This window comes from Leptolyngbya sp. CALU 1928, assembly GCF_056784215.1.
Genome location: NZ_JBXBCE010000004.1, coordinates 85,752 through 104,473 on the forward strand (window position 1 = coordinate 85,752; position 18,722 = coordinate 104,473).

The 18,722-nt window shown below is 49.0% G+C and carries 13 protein-coding genes; 8 read left to right on the top strand and 5 right to left on the bottom strand.

Going from position 1 to position 18,722, the window contains the following annotated elements; all coding sequences use genetic code 11:
* Positions 1-100 precede the first annotated feature (100 nt).
* The 4 genes from AC1S5B_RS20035 to AC1S5B_RS20050 form a co-directional block, all read right to left on the bottom strand.
* Positions 101-922, bottom strand: a complete 822-nt coding sequence (locus AC1S5B_RS20035) for a tetratricopeptide repeat protein (protein WP_482037459.1) — start codon at positions 920-922, stop codon at positions 101-103.
* Positions 923-1,049: 127 nt separating this feature from the next.
* A complete protein-coding gene (locus AC1S5B_RS20040) occupies positions 1,050-1,790 on the bottom strand; it encodes a tetratricopeptide repeat protein (RefSeq protein WP_482037460.1) in 741 nt (246 codons plus the stop codon).
* A gap of 32 nt (positions 1,791-1,822) precedes the next feature.
* Positions 1,823-3,415, bottom strand: coding sequence for an AAA family ATPase (locus AC1S5B_RS20045; RefSeq protein ID WP_482037461.1), 1,593 nt, complete (start codon positions 3,413-3,415; stop codon positions 1,823-1,825).
* 58 nt (positions 3,416-3,473) lie between these two features.
* Entirely contained in the window at positions 3,474-5,675 is a 2,202-nt protein-coding gene (locus AC1S5B_RS20050; RefSeq protein WP_482037462.1) for a caspase family protein, read from the bottom strand.
* 207 nt (positions 5,676-5,882) lie between these two features.
* On the opposite strand from AC1S5B_RS20050, the gene AC1S5B_RS20055 reads away from it, so the two are divergent.
* The 8 genes from AC1S5B_RS20055 to AC1S5B_RS20090 all read left to right on the top strand — a co-directional run bounded on the left by AC1S5B_RS20055 (position 5,883) and on the right by AC1S5B_RS20090 (position 18,365).
* Positions 5,883-8,759, top strand: a complete 2,877-nt coding sequence (locus AC1S5B_RS20055; RefSeq protein WP_482037463.1) for a CHAT domain-containing protein — start codon at positions 5,883-5,885, stop codon at positions 8,757-8,759.
* Positions 8,760-8,776: 17 nt separating this feature from the next.
* A complete protein-coding gene (locus tag AC1S5B_RS20060) occupies positions 8,777-10,153 on the top strand; it encodes a hypothetical protein (protein ID WP_482037464.1) in 1,377 nt (458 codons plus the stop codon).
* Between the two features lie 86 nt (positions 10,154-10,239).
* Positions 10,240-11,454, top strand: coding sequence for a DUF1822 family protein (locus AC1S5B_RS20065; RefSeq protein WP_482037465.1), 1,215 nt, complete (start codon positions 10,240-10,242; stop codon positions 11,452-11,454).
* Positions 11,451-13,724, top strand: coding sequence for a CHASE2 domain-containing protein (locus tag AC1S5B_RS20070; RefSeq protein ID WP_482037466.1), 2,274 nt, complete (start codon positions 11,451-11,453; stop codon positions 13,722-13,724). The genes AC1S5B_RS20065 and AC1S5B_RS20070 overlap by 4 nt, the downstream gene beginning before the upstream one ends.
* Before the next feature lies 1 nt (position 13,725).
* Positions 13,726-14,412, top strand: coding sequence for a hypothetical protein (locus tag AC1S5B_RS20075; protein ID WP_482037467.1), 687 nt, complete (start codon positions 13,726-13,728; stop codon positions 14,410-14,412).
* A 306-nt stretch (positions 14,413-14,718) separates the two neighbouring features.
* Entirely contained in the window at positions 14,719-16,602 is a 1,884-nt protein-coding gene (locus AC1S5B_RS20080) for a hypothetical protein (RefSeq protein WP_482037468.1), read from the top strand.
* A 114-nt stretch (positions 16,603-16,716) separates the two neighbouring features.
* Positions 16,717-16,938 (top strand): type II toxin-antitoxin system ParD family antitoxin, encoded by a 222-nt coding sequence (locus AC1S5B_RS20085; RefSeq protein ID WP_482037469.1) that lies wholly within the window; start codon positions 16,717-16,719, stop codon positions 16,936-16,938.
* A 422-nt stretch (positions 16,939-17,360) separates the two neighbouring features.
* Positions 17,361-18,365, top strand: a complete 1,005-nt coding sequence (locus AC1S5B_RS20090; RefSeq protein WP_482037470.1) for a tyrosine-type recombinase/integrase — start codon at positions 17,361-17,363, stop codon at positions 18,363-18,365.
* 13 nt (positions 18,366-18,378) lie between these two features.
* On the opposite strand, the gene AC1S5B_RS20095 is transcribed toward AC1S5B_RS20090, so the two are convergent.
* Complete coding sequence (locus tag AC1S5B_RS20095) at positions 18,379-18,609, bottom strand: hypothetical protein (RefSeq protein WP_482037471.1); 231 nt, start codon at positions 18,607-18,609, stop codon at positions 18,379-18,381.
* Positions 18,610-18,722 lie beyond the last annotated feature (113 nt).

An 18,722-nucleotide genomic window follows, 5' to 3' on the forward strand; every position in this document is an offset into this window, starting at 1 on the left:
CAGAGGTGGATACCGCAGAGACACACCTGATGTACCCATTTGAATCGGATTGCTTCGTTCAAATAACGGACTTGGAGTTCATCTGGACTTACGCTCACGCTTAACTAGTTTGATCGTCAGTGTGGACAGTGGGTAGGACTTCAGCAATTTGCTGTCGGATGTCTTCACATTGAGCTTCAAAGTGTTCATCGGCGTACCGCTCGATCGCCGATTGAGACGAACGGAACGCCGCTTCTAATTGTCCTAATTGACGTAGGGACTCGATCTGGACGTAGTGAGCTTGAGCCAGGGAAGTACGATCTTGGCGTTCAGTTTTGAGAACTCGGTTTAGCACTTGCAGCGCTTCCTCATAACGTTCAAGCCGATGCAGGGCATAACCGCGATCCGCTAACACATGGGCGCTGTCGGGATTGTATCGCAAGACAATATCATAGGAGGCGATCGCGTCTTCATACTGCTCCAGTTGCAACAGGGTATCTCCCCGCTCGTGGGCTAAGCTACCGTCATGGGGACGCAACCGATAAGCCCGATCAAAACTGGTCAAGGCAGACTCAAATTGTTGCAGTTTGGCGAAAGCCAATCCCCGTTCGTGCCACAAGTGAAAGTCATTGGGATGCTGACATAACCCTTTGTCATAGACTGAGATCGCGTCCTCATACTGCTCTTTTCGCTCTAACTTTTTGCCATAACTGACCCACTGTAGAGCTTGAGTAAACCGCACCCGGTCTAACGATTCAATGTCTAATGATTCAATACTTTCTCCCGCCGAATTAGGATTCTTTTGACGATTAATCTGAGAACCGATGAGTATCCCCAACAGCAGTAGAGCAATTCCCCAACTGAGCATCGGCGCTGAAGGGGGAGCAGGGGGTGAGTCTGGCGGGAACTCATATTCTGAAGTTGTAATGCTTGAGTTTGACATGGCTTGTCTAGAGTGTGGTTAAACAATGGCGCGTTTTTTCTAAGACCTTCAAGCTAACGATTCCAAGCCCCGGACTGCCTCGGTGCGATCGCGGAAGAAGGGGGCGATCGTGGACTGTAAGGGCAACTCACGATCGCACTGCCGTTGATTTAGCTAATCTCTCCGCTTGCTTGACTACTGCCTGGTGGCGACGGTAATGATAGGGAGGAGAGGCACGTAGATTGAGCAGCAGCGTTTGCAGATGGGTTTGGGCCGTTGTAGTATCGCCCTGAGCAATTAAGATTTTGGCTAACATCAACGCGGCTTCAGGATGGCTCCACGCTTTCAAATCCCGTTCCAGATGCTTTTGAGCCATGTCCCAATCGCCTAAATCAAACAGAACTTTACCGAGGAGCAATGAGGCTTCCCCACACTTGTAATCGGGGTCGTGCTGTAGAAGTAGGTTCAAATGGGTTTCTGCGATGCTCGGCTGTTTGATTTGCAGCGCGATCGCTGCCATTTCCCAGTGAGCATGAACGTTATTGGGTTCTTGCCGCAGTGCCTCACGGTAAGCGTCAATTGCCGAATTCACTTTGCCTACTTCAGCCAAAAGGTTGCCCAACCCAATGAATTGATGGGCTTTACCAATATTTCTCGCGTTGGCTTCAGCGATCCAAAGCTGCTGCCGCAACTGCCAGCGTTTGAAGTATGAGGGCAGCGGTATCTGTAGCCGGGGCAGTTTACGGGCGAGGAAGTAAAGCGCTGCCCCGGTTACATTCAGCAGCAGCAGCACCCATAGCCAAGTCGTGCGATCCGGTTCACTGCCAACACAGTCCACAATCATCCACAGCCAAAATGCGATCGCTAGCAATGCCAACAGGTCTGGCATAAAGGAAACCTCCTGATGAAATGGGTGTGAGCTTAAGAATTAGACCTGCGATCGCGAAGTGTCTGAAGCCAAGAGCGTTGCAGGCGATCGAGTTTAAAGACTCTGTGATGGATCTGATGTCCTTGAGGGACTGTCTGCTGGGCAAGATCTTCTGCTTCGGCATACCGTTGCTTATTGGCCAGCACCACTTCGATCGCTGCCAAGAAGTACTCGGTGGGAGACTTGAGTGACTGTGCCTGGACAAAATCATAGGCATACAGTGTTTTGCCTTCCTCAATCAGACGTTTCAGGTCGGCTCCAGTAAAGCCATCGGTTGCTGCCACCAGTTGAGGAATGTCCGCATCCCGCAGCACCAGCGCAATCTGACTCAAGTAAGACTGTAAGATTTCCGTGCGGGCGACCTCGTTGGGCAGCCGCATTTCCAGCCATAGCTCAATCCGCCCAGAGCGCACTAAGGCAGGCGGCAGATTGTGGATATTCATCGCAGTCATCATGACGCAGACACGACCTGCCGTTTCACTTTCCAATCCATCCAGAAGTGTTAACAGGTAGCGATAGAGTCCCGTTTCGCCCCCTTCTTCAAAGATCACATCTGTGTCATCAATGAAAACGATCGCTGGGGCATTTTGTTTGGCGGCTGCAAAGATATACTCAATCTTGCTGTAGAAGTCGCCAGTGCCAGAAATAAAGGTGCCATCAATTAGGAAAAACTTGCTCTTGAGTCGATGGGCAAGGGCACGCCCGATCGATGTTTTACCGGTGCCAGGAGGTCCCGCTAACAGCACGCCACGTTTGGGTTGAAGCGCCAATTCTTTGGCGAGATCATCCTGTTCTAAGGGGATAATCAGGTTGGCTTCCAAACTCTGCAAGACATCATCAATCCCTTTAAGTGAGGATAGGTCAACGGGTTGTACTTCACCTAAGTCAACGTTGCTACTGAGTTGTTGCGATTTTAAGTATTCAATGAATTTATCGGTAGTCAGGTCTGTATCCTGGTTTAACTCCAGACCAGTGCGATGAAGTTGATAGCCGTTAAGATTTGATGCAAAGCGGTAGATCTTTTCGTAGTTTAACCGGGATGCGATCGCGCTATCTAGATAGTGATGACAGAGAAACTCATAATCATTGGCTTTAAACTCTTTAATCGGCACCACTCCAGTGTGATGATACAGATAGCTCAACTGCAAACAGTCGTGCTCCGCTGCAACAATGAAGGTTTTTTGAGTTTGGGTGGCGTAGGCGCAGAGCTTTCGCAGAGGGAGAGCCAGCAGCCCGTCTCGGGGGTAAGTGCCATAGCAAACGCGCATCAGAATTTGTAAATCATCCACAATGACGACGGGATGCTGTTGCAAAGCATCCATTACCATCGTTTCAAAGGCTTCTTCCAGTGCCAGAGGATGGTAGTGCCGAGTTTGATCGATGAAGTCATACATCTGCAATAGTTCACCGCCTAGGCGTTGGTGAGCCTGTTGGAGGAGGGCTGATTTACCAGAACCGGAGCTACCAACTATTTCGAGTACTGGATGAGTTGGAAGGAGATGCAGCAAATGGTCAAAGGCGTTTTGTTGAGTGGGGCACAGTTGAAGTGGCTTCATAAAATCCTCAATGGGATTAATCGTTGACATGAATCTATAAATCCAGGTGCAGCGAACATATGTAGCTTTAGACCTATAAAATCAACCACTAATCAACCACTTGAAGAATGGCTGAAAACACGCCAGATTTCTGTGGGTCGAGTCCTCGCTGGGTGGTGTCATCGGAAGCAGTTTTAGCGCTGGCATCGGTAGTGATGTCATTGATCAAGCTGCGGGTGGTTTGCATGATGCTGTCTTCCGAGTCATTGGCGCTGCGAGTTTTGCCATCGAAGGTGAGAAACTGATTTGGGCTAAGTCCGCGACTACGGGCGATCGCTTGCATACTCCGCAATGTGTCTCGCAGTGGTAACGTACTGGTGAAAACTAACACCTCAAAAAATCCGGCTGGACCATAAACCTCCATTGGCACCGTCGTTTTTGCCTGGGGTCTGATAATGGCAGCCGCTTCAGGAGAATCCCAACTGGCTGGATGCAGTACCGTGATTACTCCGTCATCGGCGATCGCCAGCACTGCTAGATACAGGGAGTTCTCTTCCCGGTTGACCACATGAATATCCACCACTGAATTCGCTTTATGCGGTTTGGGTGAACTTGCTTCTAAAGATTTGTCGCTGCCCCGTGACAACACCTGCACATTGCCGCCCTGTCGAGATCTCAGGTCAACGCCTACTTTCAATTGGGCGGCTTCTCCATTCAGCATCAAACTTAGTAATTGTCGTGCCATCAGCATTTTTAACCGAGGGCGTAATCGGGCAACGATATTTAGTGGCGGTTCCCCCAATCGCCCAAAACTATTGGTAATCGGTGTATTTGCCGCTGTAAATAACCCGACGCTGCCATTGGGGTGAGCAATAGTGACACCCTGGACTTTTCCAGCTTGTCGAGCAATATCTGTCAAGCGACCAAGGATTACATCTATGGCACCTTGTTGGTTAATCGGCATTACTTGGATTTGGGGAATCTTTACCAGTTCTTGAGCGATCGCGTTCCGGTCAGTTCCCAAGCTAGTATCCAGTCCCACCTTAAGGGATAACGTTGTTGGCAAATTTCGCAGTTTTTCCCTCAGCAGCATTCCGACTTGAGGAGGCTGCCCCGATTTGAGGATGCCGTAACCTTCTAGCCCAATCCGATGGGTTTGTTCAATGTCTGCGATCGCCTTGCCGTTATCGTCGATCACACTAAAGAGGCTACCGGGCTGGAACGCCTCTAAATTGCGTGATGATACGCCGCCCAGCCAAAACGAGATTTTACCATCGGGCATGACTTGACGTACAACGGCTTCGGCACTGGGGCGCTCTGTCGTAAGTTGATAAATAGCTCGTTCATCAAAGAGCTTGCCGGGAGCAACTTCTTTGACTGGAATCTGGGGATTGCCCGATGCGGCTGCGAATTCCTGGGTGATCAGGGCAAGGCGATCGAAGGTGATGGTCAATGGCTCACTGTTGGGCAACTGCCAGAGATAGCGCGTTAGCAGATAGGTGAAGGCTCCGGCATGAAAGTCATCAAAACTTGCATCCAATGACAGCCATGCCTGGGTTGTAGACCCGATCGCCACCCCTTTGGCAATTCCTCGCCTGCGCCGTGCCTGAAATTCTGAGCGTGACCAACCGAGTTTTTGCAGTTGTGCCTGCTGGTATTGCTGCTCAGCACGACTGGAAACGGGTGGGGCTTCCTGAGAACGTCCCGATTGCGACAGAGATCGCACCACCTGATTGCCCCGTAACCCGCCGCCAGAATGACAGCTATCCAACACCATCGTGAAGGAGTCGGTTTGAAGCTGGCTCGACAGCAGAAACAAGGTTCGTCCCATAATGTCGTTGCGATCGGTTGGGGTGCCGTCAGCGGGAATCAAGGTGCCGTTGAGCTTCGTGCGATCGAGCGGATCTGGATCGGCGATAAGTCCTCCATGCCCGGAGTAATGAAACACCACCACATCTCCCGGCTTTGCCTGCTGGATTAGATGGGTTTCAAACGCGGCGAGAATGTTGTTTCGGGTAGGTTTCTGAGGGGTTTCATCGGTCAGCCTCACTATATCTGATGGTTGAAATCCATAGCGATGGCGCAACAGTTCATACTGCATTTCTACATCCGTTAGGCAGCCATTGAGTGAGGTGATTTCAGCGGAGTATTGGTTAATTCCCACTAGGAGCGCTAGTTTACGCCTCGTTGGTTGTGCCAAAACACGGGCAGTTCGCTCGGCTTGCGTGATCAAGTCAAGTTGGCTAAAACCAAGGCTGGCGATCGCGGCGCTAGCAAATTGCAAAAAGTGACGACGGTGGATGGAAGTCATAGGGCAGTGAGCGATCGCAGTTTCTTAGTTCTAAACCAAAACAGCATATGCAGCCCAGTAAGATTGACGCTGCGGTGTTGTATGACTAGATTAGAGTCGCGCTCACAGCTTGCATCCTGCGATCTCTCTCCTTCGGTGTATCCGGTGCATATGTTGAAACACTGTCGAATCATGAAAGATGAGTGGTTGGAAACCCGAGGAACGTAGATGCTTTACAGAAAGTTTGCAGTCGCTGGATTGGTCATGGGGCTAGTGGGTTTGATTCCGGTAAAGGCATTTGCATTGCCAGCGGTCGGGCAAACCATTACACAATTAGCAAAACCGCAAAGCCCAACACTAGAAGAACTACGCAGATATCCGCATCGCATCAGGTTTAGAAAAGGGCAACCACCAGTACTAGAAAGGATGAAAGAGGAGGAATTTTTCCAACCCCAAAAAAATGAGCAATTTCAGCCGAGTCTGTACGAAGGGGATCTAACACTCTGGAAATTTATGGCAGTGTTCTTGAGAGATCGCAACGATACGGCAGGTCGCAATAATAAAGCAACAGCGTTGAATAATCTGGGTTCTGCTCACCAATCTGTTTCACAGTACAAAGAAGCGATCATCCAGTACAAATTCGCTAGAGGCTCATTTGCATCCCTGGGAAACCGCAAAGGCGAAGCAGTCGTGTTGAATAACCTGGGTTATGCTCATCTATCTCTGTCGGAGTACGAGAACGCGATCTCTTCTTTCCAACAGGCATTATCTACCTACCGACAAGTCAAAAGTCGTGATGGTGAAGCGGGAACGTTGAATAACTTTGGGTATGCCTATCTAGCGCTCTCACAATATGAAAAAGCAATTACCTATTTTCAACAGGCTTTGTCTATTTATCGGCAAGTCAAAAGCCGCGATGGTGAAGCAACGGCACTGAATAATCTAGGGTTTACTTACTTGTCTCGTTCAGACTACAAGAAAGCGATCGTTCATTGTCAGCAGGCTCTGGACATTTTTGTGCAAGTCAAAAATCGTTATGGCGAGGCAGTAGCGTTAAATAGACTAGGCAATGCTTACCGATCCCTCTCGCAAGATGAGAAAGCGATCGCCTATTACCAGCAAGCTCTAACCATCTTTGTGGAGATTGAGAAACGCAATCAAAAAATAAATCAACTACGCGCTCCGACCAATGTTGCTAAGTTCATTAGGGAGTACAACAAGGCTGTTTTCCGGGATGGTTTGCCACTCTATCAGCAAGTTAAAAGCCGTGATGGGGTAGCAACGGTATTGAATAACTTAGGGTATGCTTACCTTTCTCGCTCACAGTACAAGGAAGCCAGTATTCATTATCAGCAGTCTCTCGCCCTATTTCAGCGAGTCAAAGACCGAGAAGGAGAAGGGCTTTTGCTGAGCAATCTGGGGACTCTGTTTACTCAACAAAAGCAGCCAGAAGTCGCGATTGCTTTTTACAAACAATCCGTGAATGTGCGGCAGACGATTCGAGGCGGCATTCGTGGATTGCCGCGTGAATCTCAGGAATCTTACACCCAGTCGGTTGCGGGCACCTATCGCGCCTTGGCGGATCTGCTCCTGTCTCAGGGGCGCATTGCCGAGGCGCAGCAAGTGCTGGAACTGCTGAAGCTGCAAGAACTGCGCGATTTTTCCCCGGATACTCGGACTGGCGACACCCCTACCGCCATTGCCCTCAGCCAATCTGAAACCTCTATTCTGACAGCACACACTAGCCTGATTGCCTTTGCTCAAACCATGCAGCAATGTTACAGCGACTCCACTTGTGCCAGCAGTCCACGTTTACAAACTTTGATCGCCCAACGCGATCGCCAAAACATCGCCTTTGCAAACCTGGTTAAAACTCTGGAAGCCCAACTTAAACAGCAAGTTGCTACGGATATTGCCTTCATCAACCCCAATGATCCCAACAATGACTTTCGCCGTCGGGCTGAAGCGGTCATTAATAGCCAACCCGGAACGCTGCTGATCTATCCGCTGGTTTTGGAAGATAAGCTGTGGCTGCTGGTAGGCAGTCCGGGACCCGTGTTCACTCGTTACGAAGTGAAGGTGGGGCAAAAGGAACTTGCCTCGACTGTGTTGCAGTTTCGGACGGAGATGAAACGCTGTGAAACAAAGCCCTGCACCCAGGCTGACACGCAGCGAGTTAAGCAAGTGAGCCAAACGCTTTACCAGTGGATGTTTCCGCCACAACTGCAAAAAGAGCTGCAAGCGATCGTCAAACAACCGATTCGCAACCTGGTCTTTGCTCCCGATCGCTCCACTCGCTACATCCCAATGGGGGCACTATTTGACGGCGAGAAGTACCTGATTGAACGCTACACCGTTTCGACGATTGTCGCCGCTAGCAAAACCGACGCTGGAGCCAGATTGCCCACTCAGGCAACCGTGCTGGCGATGGGTTTATCGGATGCGGTTCCTGGTTTCAACGCCCTGCCCAACGTGCCGATCGAACTGGATGCCATTGTCAAAACAAAACAAACCCAGGACGCTCAAGGCAGTTTTCCTGGCAATAAATTTCTGAATCAAGCCTTCACCAAACCCAAGCTTCAGGTCGAACTGCCTCAGCATCAAATTTTGCACCTCGCCACCCACGCTAAGTTTGAACCGGGCGCGGGCGATCGCTCCTTTTTGGTATTGGGCGATGGGTATCGCTTCAAATCTCCAGATATTCAGGGGCTAAATGGATTGCCAGGGGTGCATTTAGTCGTATTGTCTGCCTGTGAAACGGCTTTGGGCGGTCGCCGCGAACAGGATGGCATTGAAATTGCGGGCATTAATAACGCTTTTCTGGAGCGCGGAGCCAAATCGGTGATTGCGTCTTTGTGGCAAGTGAATGACCCCAGCACAAGTATGTGGATGCAGCAGTTTTACCAAAATCTTGCCCGTGGCAATCTCACGAAGAGTCAAGCGATTCAAAACGTCCAGGTCAACTTTCTCAGCGGTAAAATCACCCTCAACGAGTTGCAAAGCTTTCGGGCAGGCGCAAGACGATTTGTTGAAGGCGGCGGGCAGGTGGATTTTACCCATCCTTACTATTGGGCACCCTTTATCTTGATTGGTAATGCACTGTAACCGCTAAAACGATTGAAATGTCATCTTTTGCGAAATACTGGACAATGCTCAAACTTAGCAGCGACGGTCGTTATCAGTCTGTCGTTCAGCCGCTTGCGCGATCAGTTTTTCAAGCCCAATTTCCCAACTTGGACTCGGTCACTCTGAATGACGATTTCGTTCAATGCCACCTGCTTACCTGTTCCCAGCCAGAAGCTCAACTCTGCCTGCGCTGTTATCTTTCCCACGCGATCGCCCATGCTTGCGAAAGTCTTGTGCGTCAATTCGGCACCCACCACCGCTTTCAAATTAATGATCTACTTCCTCTCGCCCTGGATGACGATGCCACTCTCCACCCTGTAACCTACCAGCCGCTCAGTCTGCACATCCTGAAAACGTTTCAACCCAGTGCCGGAAGCCTCACCGCCTGGGCGATTCGCCAAGTGCGGCAACATGCCGATGTCAAACAATTTCTGCTGGAACATGGCGTTTATTTGATCAGCCCCTGGGCATTGCTCAACGACACGAAGCCGAATCATTTGCCACCCATTCTCAGCCAGTTTCATCGCCTCCATCCCGCCGAGGTGCATCACGCTTGCCTGCTGCTAGAGAGCTACCGCAGCGTGTATCTCCCTGATCGTCTGCAACAGCGCCTGCAACAGGGCAATCGTAAGGCTTGCTCACCGCCCACTTTAGCGCAACTGCAACGCATCGGTGAGTGGATGCAAGAGAAAACGCAAACCCTGATTTCCCCAGACACTCTGCTAAAACAACTCCAGACTCTTGCCCAACGCCTGCGGCAGTATCGTCTTGCCCGTCGGGGTGGTGTTCAATGGGGTCAATCATTTGATGAACCAGAAAGCCGCGAACGGCTGGAGTATCAACTGACGGATAAAATAGACGATTCCGCCGCAGACCACAACGAATTTCTGCAACGCTACCGCCAGAGCTTTCAAACTGCCTTACAATCGGCGATCGCAACTGTGATTCAAGACCGGGTGCAAAAAGCGACTTCACCGCAACAGGGCGATCGCTTCCTGATTGCCCTCCAGTCCTACTACTGCCAGCAACTTTCCATGGGAGAAATTGCCACAAAAATTGGCATCCGTGCCCAGGATGCAGTATCTCGCCTACTCAGTCTGAAACCCCTCCGGGCTGATGTGCGTCACCAGATGTCGAGCCAACTGAAAGCGGTGGTTTTCACTCAAGCCGCACATTATGTGACACCTGAACAACTACAGGACTTAGATCGGCACATTCAAGCCTCTCTGGATGAGCAACTGGAAGCGTTGATGCAGGCTGAAGCCCAACGAGACAAAACGCCTAAAGGTTTAAAGCAGGGTGAAACTCAACTTTCACACCATCTTTGCCACTATCTAGACCAAATCCTGGCTCAACGTCAAGACTCCAGCTAGACCCATATGCTGCATCCATTTAGAACCACTAGATAGAGAAGGACATCAATGGCCCATAACTGCTCTACTACCGATGAGACTCCTCAATGAATAGCGAGATGGATTACGAATTTGATGACGAACCAAATTACCTGACTGACGATGGCGATCGTCGCCCTGAAATTGTTTTTCTTACACCATCCCAAGTTGAGCAGGCGCTTCATCTCAGCCAACGCATTGCCGATTCTAGCAAGCAGTGGGCAGTTTACCTGAATGGGTTAGCCTTAGCTGGGTTTCGGCAATGGCTGACGACTCGCACTGTTAACTTCAGTTTGGACGACACTCACTGTGTCATTTTGGAACCCGCGATCGCTGACGGCACCAGCGCTGTCTGTCGCCTGCAAGCAAAAGGTTTCCGTCTCTGTTTAATTGCCACTGAACTCAACCAAGGTGATTTCCGGGTGCCGCAACCCGTTGTGAATCATTCCGATTTTGCTGCTCACTTTTATCTGCCGATTACGGTTTACGAAGAACAAAGTGCGATCGGACTCCAGGGATTCATCCAGCAGGATGCCCTGATTCAACACAATGCGACCCAGACGTTAATCGGTCAGACTGGGACTACCTATCAACTGCCCAAACAGTGGCTTAACCCCGATCTAGATTGCCTGTTGCTGTACCTTAATTGCCTTGACCCATGCACCATTTCGCTGCCGCAGCCCTCGTCTCAAACCTTGGCGCAGCGAGTGCATCAACTCCTGGTACAGCCTGTGGTTAACACGGCACAGTGGTTTCAAGCCGAGTTACAAACCCAACTTCAGCCGATCGCCCAAACCTTAAGTTGGATCGTCATTCCGACCCAGACTTTTGCCAGCGCCCTACGCGAATTGCCAACTCAGACCGATTGGCGAGAAACTCAGATCGAGCCACTTCTGGACAGTCTGCGACAGCCTGTTAGCCAGGGAATGCCTATCGCTGCCAACGCTAGGGCCGCTTATCGTTGCTTTAGCCTCAGCGGGGTTGAACTACAGCTTTATGCGATCGTCTCCCTACTAGAGTCCTCTAATGCAGAGGCGGAATGGTCACTGCTATTGGTTCTGAAGCATCAAACCAATCAAACCCTGCCCGATGGTTTGACATTAGAAGTGCGAGACTTGCAAATGATGCAGATTGTCCAATGTCTACGAGCCTCGAACGCCGCAGGGTGCCTCTTCACTGAAGTGATTGGAGCATTGACCGAACAATTTTTGGTCACTATTGCCCTAGACACTGGGGTTGCCGTAACCTTACCCACCCTACAATTTCAACCAACCAAATCGTGAGCCGACTTAACCTCCAGGTGCAGCACATTGCCCACATTTGCCACTTTCACCTCAGTTGGGGACAGGGGCAACAGTTGTCTGCTCAGGTTTGCTATCCAGCTGCGGTGTTTCAGTGCTACGAAGACTGGCAGCAAGCGTATCGACAATTTTATCGGCAGTTTCGCGCTCGTCCCGGTGTGAGCGGCATCACTGATTTACCCTCGATCAACTGGCGATCGCGTCTGATAGAAGCAGAAGCCAGGTTAATCGATCAGTTCCATGCCTGGATCAACCAAGCTGAATTGCTACCTATCCGAGCCGCGATCGCCAAAGCTGCTCAGGCAAACACCGACTCAACGAACGTAGATTTGTTTTTAACCTGCGAGGCGACCCTAGAACGGCTACCCTGGGAAACCTGGAATGTTGGGCAGGAGTTTCCCTTAGCGCTATCTGTACGAATGGCTCGGACTCCAGTTACTGTCCGTCAACCCAGCACCTCTGCTCACCGCCGTTCCAAACTGCGAATCCTAGCAATTCTAGGCGATGAAACCGGGCTAAATTTCCAGGCAGAACAACAGAGCCTGAAGCAGTTACGGAAGTTTGCAGATGTTCACTTTGAGGGCTATCAGGCAAACCAGGACAATCGCCAGTTACGCGCCAAAATTCGGCAGGCGATCGCTGACCCGATCGGGTGGGACATTCTGTTTTTCGCCGGACACAGCAACGAAACTGCTTTGACGGGCGGAGAACTGGGGATTGCACCAGGAGAAACACTGACGATTCAGGAAATTGAGCCTGATTTGCAACTGGCGAAGCAGCGAGGGCTTCAGTTCGCTATCTTTAACTCCTGTCAGGGATTGAGAATCGCACAAGCATTGATTAACTTAGGGCTAAGTCAAGTCGTGATTATGCGTGAACCGATTCACAATGCGGTGGCACAACAGTTTTTTCAGCGTTTCGTTCGACATATTAGCGAGTGTCAAGATGCCCACACTGCGGTGTTGTCTGCCTGTCACGACCTAAAGCACGATGCCAATTTAACCTACCCTTCGAGCGATTGGATTCCGTCGATCTTTCGGCATCCCGGCGCAACGTTACCTCAACTACGTCCCACAAACTGGTCAGCTTGGAAACAGCAGTGGTTGCCAACGCGCTGGGAGACAGGCGTGTTACTCAGTCTTGCCGTTTTGAGTCTAGTCAATCCTCTGCAAAACGCCTTACTGGATCAGCGGCTGCACGTTCAAGCAATTTATCGGCAACTGACGGGACAGATTCCGCAAAATCCACCTCCAGTTCGGTTAATTGCCATTGATAAGAAATCTCTCGATCTTGCCCAAATTCAAAGGCGCAATCCGTTGCCCTGGAGTTACCTCGCACAGGTGTTGAAGCGCCTTGCACCCTATGACCCTCAAGTCATTGGAATTGATTATTTGCTAGATGAACCCGCAATTCAGACCCGTAGCGATGTGGTGGCGTTGAGGCAAGCGGTACGATCGCTGGCAGAAAACCACCAAACCCGTTTCGTCTTTGCCTCGATTCTAGAAGGCGATCGCGACTTGGGTGTGCATCCAGATCTTGGCATCATGCCTGCATGGGGCGTACAAGGATACACCGATAGCGCCGATTGGTTTCTTCCCCTGCCCCGCGCTGGTCAACCTTGTGAGCGGCTCTGTCCCTTTACTTATCAGTTGGCGATCGCCCATTCACCCACACTTTCACCCATACAAACCTTATCCCTCACGGAGTTCTCCCGTGAATTTCGTCAGTTTTGGCTACAGCCCATTGTCGATTTTTCCATCCCCCCCAATCGCATTTATGAACGGATCGCCGCTTATCAGCTACAGCAACCAAATGAAGTGCAAGATCCTGCAAATTTGCAGCACCAGGTCATTTTGATCGCGTCCGATCGCTATACTGAAGCGGGTCTAGATGATCAAACCAAAGATCAAACTGCGTCTCCTCTAGCAGTGAAGTATTGGACTCCGCCCAATCAATCGGCTCGTTCGAGTTTGACAGGTGGGGAGTTGAGCGCCTACGGAATTCATCATCTACTCCAGCGACATTTTGTGATTCCAATTCCTGACCTGTGGATGGTGTTAATTGCGGCGATCGCGGGGAAACGGCTAACCCAAATCAAATCACGCCGACTGGGGCTGTCTGTCCTGAGTGGAATTGGACTGTATGGGGCAGTTAGCCTACAACTCTATATTTCGAGTTCACTCTTGATTCCGTTTGTGTTTCCCACAGCGACGATCGCCTTCTATCTAATGCCCTTACGTTGGAAAAAATAGTATGCCTCAGCGTTATCTGTCCCATTCTATTCATCTGCTCATTTGGAATGTGTTGATGCTATTGCCCTGCTACCCTGCATCGGCTGAGGCACAGCCGCAGAGTCCTCCACCTCAAAATCCCTGGAGTAGCGTTTGGCAACAAATTATTCGCCGCCGCGACCAGGACAAGCCACGCACATCCCGAGGATTAATTTGCCCGGTCATCCCCCAATTGATGAGTCAGCGCGTCATTTGGCGCGATCGCCCAATTTTTGTCTGGAAGGGCAAAGCTGAAATGATTTCTGTGTTTGACTTTGCAGATCCTCAACAGCCGATTTGGACACGCGATCGCTTGGGGAATGCCAATTCTATTATCCATACAGGAAAATCTTTAAACCCAGGAACTCGATACATTTGGAAAGCTGAAACTGGAACTGAAATTTCGCAAGTGATTTTTCAGATTTTAGAGCGATCTACACGAGATCGAGTCACTGCCCAACTCACGCAGTTGGAAACGCAATTAAACTATCAAAAAGTAACGCCAGAAGAAAGACTTAAACAGCGCGTACAATTCTTTCTCAATCAAAACCTGTTCCTGGATGCGCTTCAGGAACTATACAGTATGCCTCAACCATCACCAGAACTAAAAGCACTTCGGGAGCAAATAGTGCAGGTGTCTTGTCCCAATCAAACTCAAGGCAAACAGTGAGTAATGATTGTCGAGATGTAGGAATGAGGATAAGGAATCAGCCAAACTTCCATACATGTACTCTTCTTGTGCAGGGACTCTCCCAGAGATGTATCATTTCCCCTCACCTTGCCAGTTTATGGACTCGGTCATTACAGACAAGATAAAGATTAGATAAAAACGTCTGCTCTTAAATGTTTGTCTGAAAAATAATTAGTTACGTTCGTTCAAGTACATCTCATAAATTTCAGGATGAAAGCTCTGTCCGCCTTATTTTCTTCTATGGTACTTGCACCTTTCCTAATACCGTTGGTGTCAGTAAACTCAATGGCAGCTTCAACTAATAGTAGTGATGTTCAAGTGCCAGTAAATTTCATCAGAAGGATCATGAATTTCGGATCTGATAATTCCCATCTGTGGGTTGGTAGCCTGCCAAACTATCTGCCAGTTGAGCTTCCCAAATTACCAAATGCTGAAGTAATAGGTAGTGAATCACGCAAAGACCGTCACTTTGATTCTTTTTTGATTCACTTAGATACCCATGATTCTGCTGAGCAAGTACAGGCTTTTTATCAGGCTCAGTTAACCAGTAGAGGATGGACACAGGCAAGAGTCCAAAAACCTCGTCAAATTCCAAGAGCTATTAAACCACAAGTGGATGAAGCTCCTCAAAAATTTCTGCACTTTTGTAATTTAGCGAAAGAAGTAGCTTTATCTGTTATGACTAATTCAACTGTGAACTCAGGCACAGAAGTACGCCTTAGTCTGGAGCCGCGTAAGAGTAGTCGATTTTGCCAAACCAAAAAGGAGCAAGATCATTTAGCTGAAGAAATGAGTAATCAAATGTTGACTCAACTCAAGACTCAATATGAAAAGCGTCTTAAGCTTGCTCAGATTGCAGCACCGGCTGGCAGCAAAGTTTTTCCCTTAAGTGGTGGTTTATTTGGAGATGCCCTTGTCCGAACCTCACTTGAGCCTCAATTGCTTACTGAACACTATGCTTCTCAAATGCGATTAGCAGGTTGGTCATATCGAAATGGTGGGAAAGATCGCAACTTTTTTTGGAGTACTTGGGTAACAGTAGATGCTCAGGGCAATAAGCTTATAGCACTAGTTTCTCTTGTTGCAGACTCCGGATTGCCAGAAGTCGATTTATTCAAAGATGAGAATGCCGAAGCCCCTGATTCCTTTTTAATGTATTTAGCGAGTCTCAGTGCTGCTTTGCCCATACAAAAGTCACGTCAGTATCTTGTGTCTCTAACAGTTTTTGAGTTGAACGATGAAGAGTCTAAACCTTCATCTCAAAACGGTTTACGTTATCCTTCTCAAAGTCGCAAGGATATACTAAACGGTGATTCAAACAAGATTTCTCAAACACTCGCATTGCGTTTATTAGGAGAAGGCTTTAAAGGAAAATTATTTGCTAATCAACTCCCACCTCATTTACCGACACCATTTCCTTTGCCACCAACAGCAACGCTGATAGGTAGTTGGGTGGATGACGAGGAGGACGTTGTCCTCTATTTCGATGTTTCCCAGCCTGCCCAAGCAATCCACCAGTTTTATAGAGCGCAAAGTAAAGCTTTAGAGTGGATCGATTTTGTCGAGGAGCATTCCCAATTAAGTCAAATAGGTTTCCTACCTACAAAAGATGATTACCAGCTTTTGACTTCTGCTACTGCTGGCTTGCAATATGTGTTTTTATGCGATCGCAAGCGTGATGTTGAAATAGTGCTGCAAACATGGGAGCAATCACCGACTTCAACTGAGTTTCGAGTTGATTTACGCCCAGGTAGTGATAACTGCAAGGAGAGCGACAAGGAAAGCGAGGAACTCTCTGAAATGCAAGTGTCTATTGAGAAGTATACAAATCAAGTACCAATTCCGGTTCTGAACCCTCCGGCGAATGCACAAGTTAGTCAGAGAAGTGAAAGTCTGGATAAAAAATTATATTTTCAGCAAGCTAGCATCATATCCCAACCTCTCACTACTAATGCTTTAGCGCTCCATTATGAGAAACAAATGCAAGAAAAGGGTTGGTTGCCTCAAGCACGTTATGCAACTGAACTGATTTATTTGAGCTTATGGCAATTAACGGATAAAAAAGGTAACCAGTGGTATGGACTTCTTAAGTTTGTTCGTTCTCAGCCTTCTTCCAATTCTTATTCTGCTGATTTAACGCTACTTAAAAGTCAGAACTCAGGTAGGTAAGTGTGCAAACGAGGTACGACTTTCGGGACTCTGACCAAAAGTTGTAGTAAGGTGCGAGTTAGTTTAACTCACTCTCTATTCCATTCCACGCAATATTTCCTGGCACTTTAGCAAATGGTTCAAGAAAAAGTCGTCAGCGGCATGTATTCCTCTACCAGTGAGGTTATCCGTGAAGGCTTGCGACTCCTCAAAGAACGTGACATGCTCCAGGCAATGAAACTGCCAGAACTCCGTACAGAAATTCGCAAAGGCATGGATAGCGGTGAGCCAACTCCTCTGGATAGGTCAGCAGTGGTTCGTCACGGACAAGCGCAAAGGGCGACTCAACAGAAATAATCCGAATAATTAGAAGTTCTATGAAGCAAGTGTTTAAGCGTCCACTTGCCGAAGCTGACCTGGATGAGATCTGGGACTACATTGACGAAGAATGCTAGCGTAGAAACCACTCCCCACTGCTAAAACTCCGATGGTCACCCTCAGTATCACCAAAGCGATTACCAATCTCACCGAAGCCCAGGCGAGACCCGGCATTGCACCCAGCCCAGATGCCATCTTTTTCACCCAATGAAAAGCACCGTTGCCTCCCTTGACCGATACCGAGAAGGCAAGGCTCAATCACCTCAAATAGCGTTATCTCTACTACGCTGATAGCGGAGCCATTACCGAAGACACCGTCAACTTAATTCTCCTGTCGCCCCTGCTGGAACCTTAGGATTCATCGATCCACCTTATCAAGTTCGGAGTGGGCTGAAATAGCCATGTTGAACCCCATAATCCAAATCGTGTCTGCTTTTCCAACTAAAACTTCTCCAACTAAAACACCAGAACCGAAAGACATTCGATTCGAGCGGATCAAGGAATTCCTGCAAGCCAGCAACTTTGCACCGAATACTCAGCGCTCTTATCAAAAGGAGCTAGAGCGGTTCATTATTCAAGTTGAACGTACTTGGCACACCGTCACGCCTAGAGATATTGCCCAGTACAAGCGTTGGCTTATGGAAGAAGCTCAAAATGGTAAGGAAAAGCCTTTGTCCCCATCCTCTATAAACCAGGCAATCACGGCTATCAAGAGTTTTTACCGCTGGTTTCAGCTATCGGGCTACATGGACTTTACTGCCACTCTACCTACGGTAGCCGTGAAATTTGAGAAGTTAGGGGTGCCGCTGCCGCGCAATCTTAGCCAAGATCAGATGGCTGAGATTGCAACTGCTTTAAGATTGGACTGGGATGATCCAATTTCGCGGCGTGACCGGGCACTTTTGGCAGTGCTGATCCACGGTCTACGGGCTGAGGATGTGTCGGCATTGAATCTAGAGAACTGGGATGGTATTCGTCTCTGTTTTAAGCGAAAAAAGACTAAAGAAGATGCACGAGTGCCCCTACGTCCATCCTCTAGAACTGCGATCGCTGAGTATCTCGACTGGCGACGGTTGGAGCAATATGAGGTTTTAGAACCTGGTAGTCCACTATTCCTCTCTCACGATCGCCGCAATCCTGGTAAACGACTAGGATATCAGGGCATTTATCACTTTGTTCGATTCCGGCTAGGGCAGGCGATCGGGGTTGCTCCTGATAGTTCGGACCATCTCACCCCTCATCGGTTTCGCCATACCTTTGCCAGCGAGTTGTTGGCGTTGGGAGTAGATAGCCTTCTAGCGCGATCGCTCACCGGGCAATCTGAGAAGGTATTTGAACGATACGTCACCGGGCAGCGGCTTTCTGCTGCTGAGGATGCATTCTTGAAGGCGATCGGGGAAGGGTAAAAGAGGGATTTTGTTAATTAATAGGCTCCCTCAAATACACTCGTTTCATGTAATCAAATCGTTGAATGCCTTCTGGAACCTGATCTGCTAGGTTCGTGATTCGGACTCGTACCCGTTGCACCGAACTGGTTTCCGAGTAGCAAATCAACACCTCACACATACTTCTATAGATGTGAGCAATCTGACACTTAAAACATATCCCAGAGCGATCGCGATACCAAAGCTCCTTACCGATAACAATCATGATGCACCAGTCTTTTCATAAGGTCTTTACTACCTTTCCCACAGAACTCTTGTGGCAGCCTCTAGCACTTTTTTGACAAAGACTCTTCACCAACTAAACCAGCTTTATAAAGA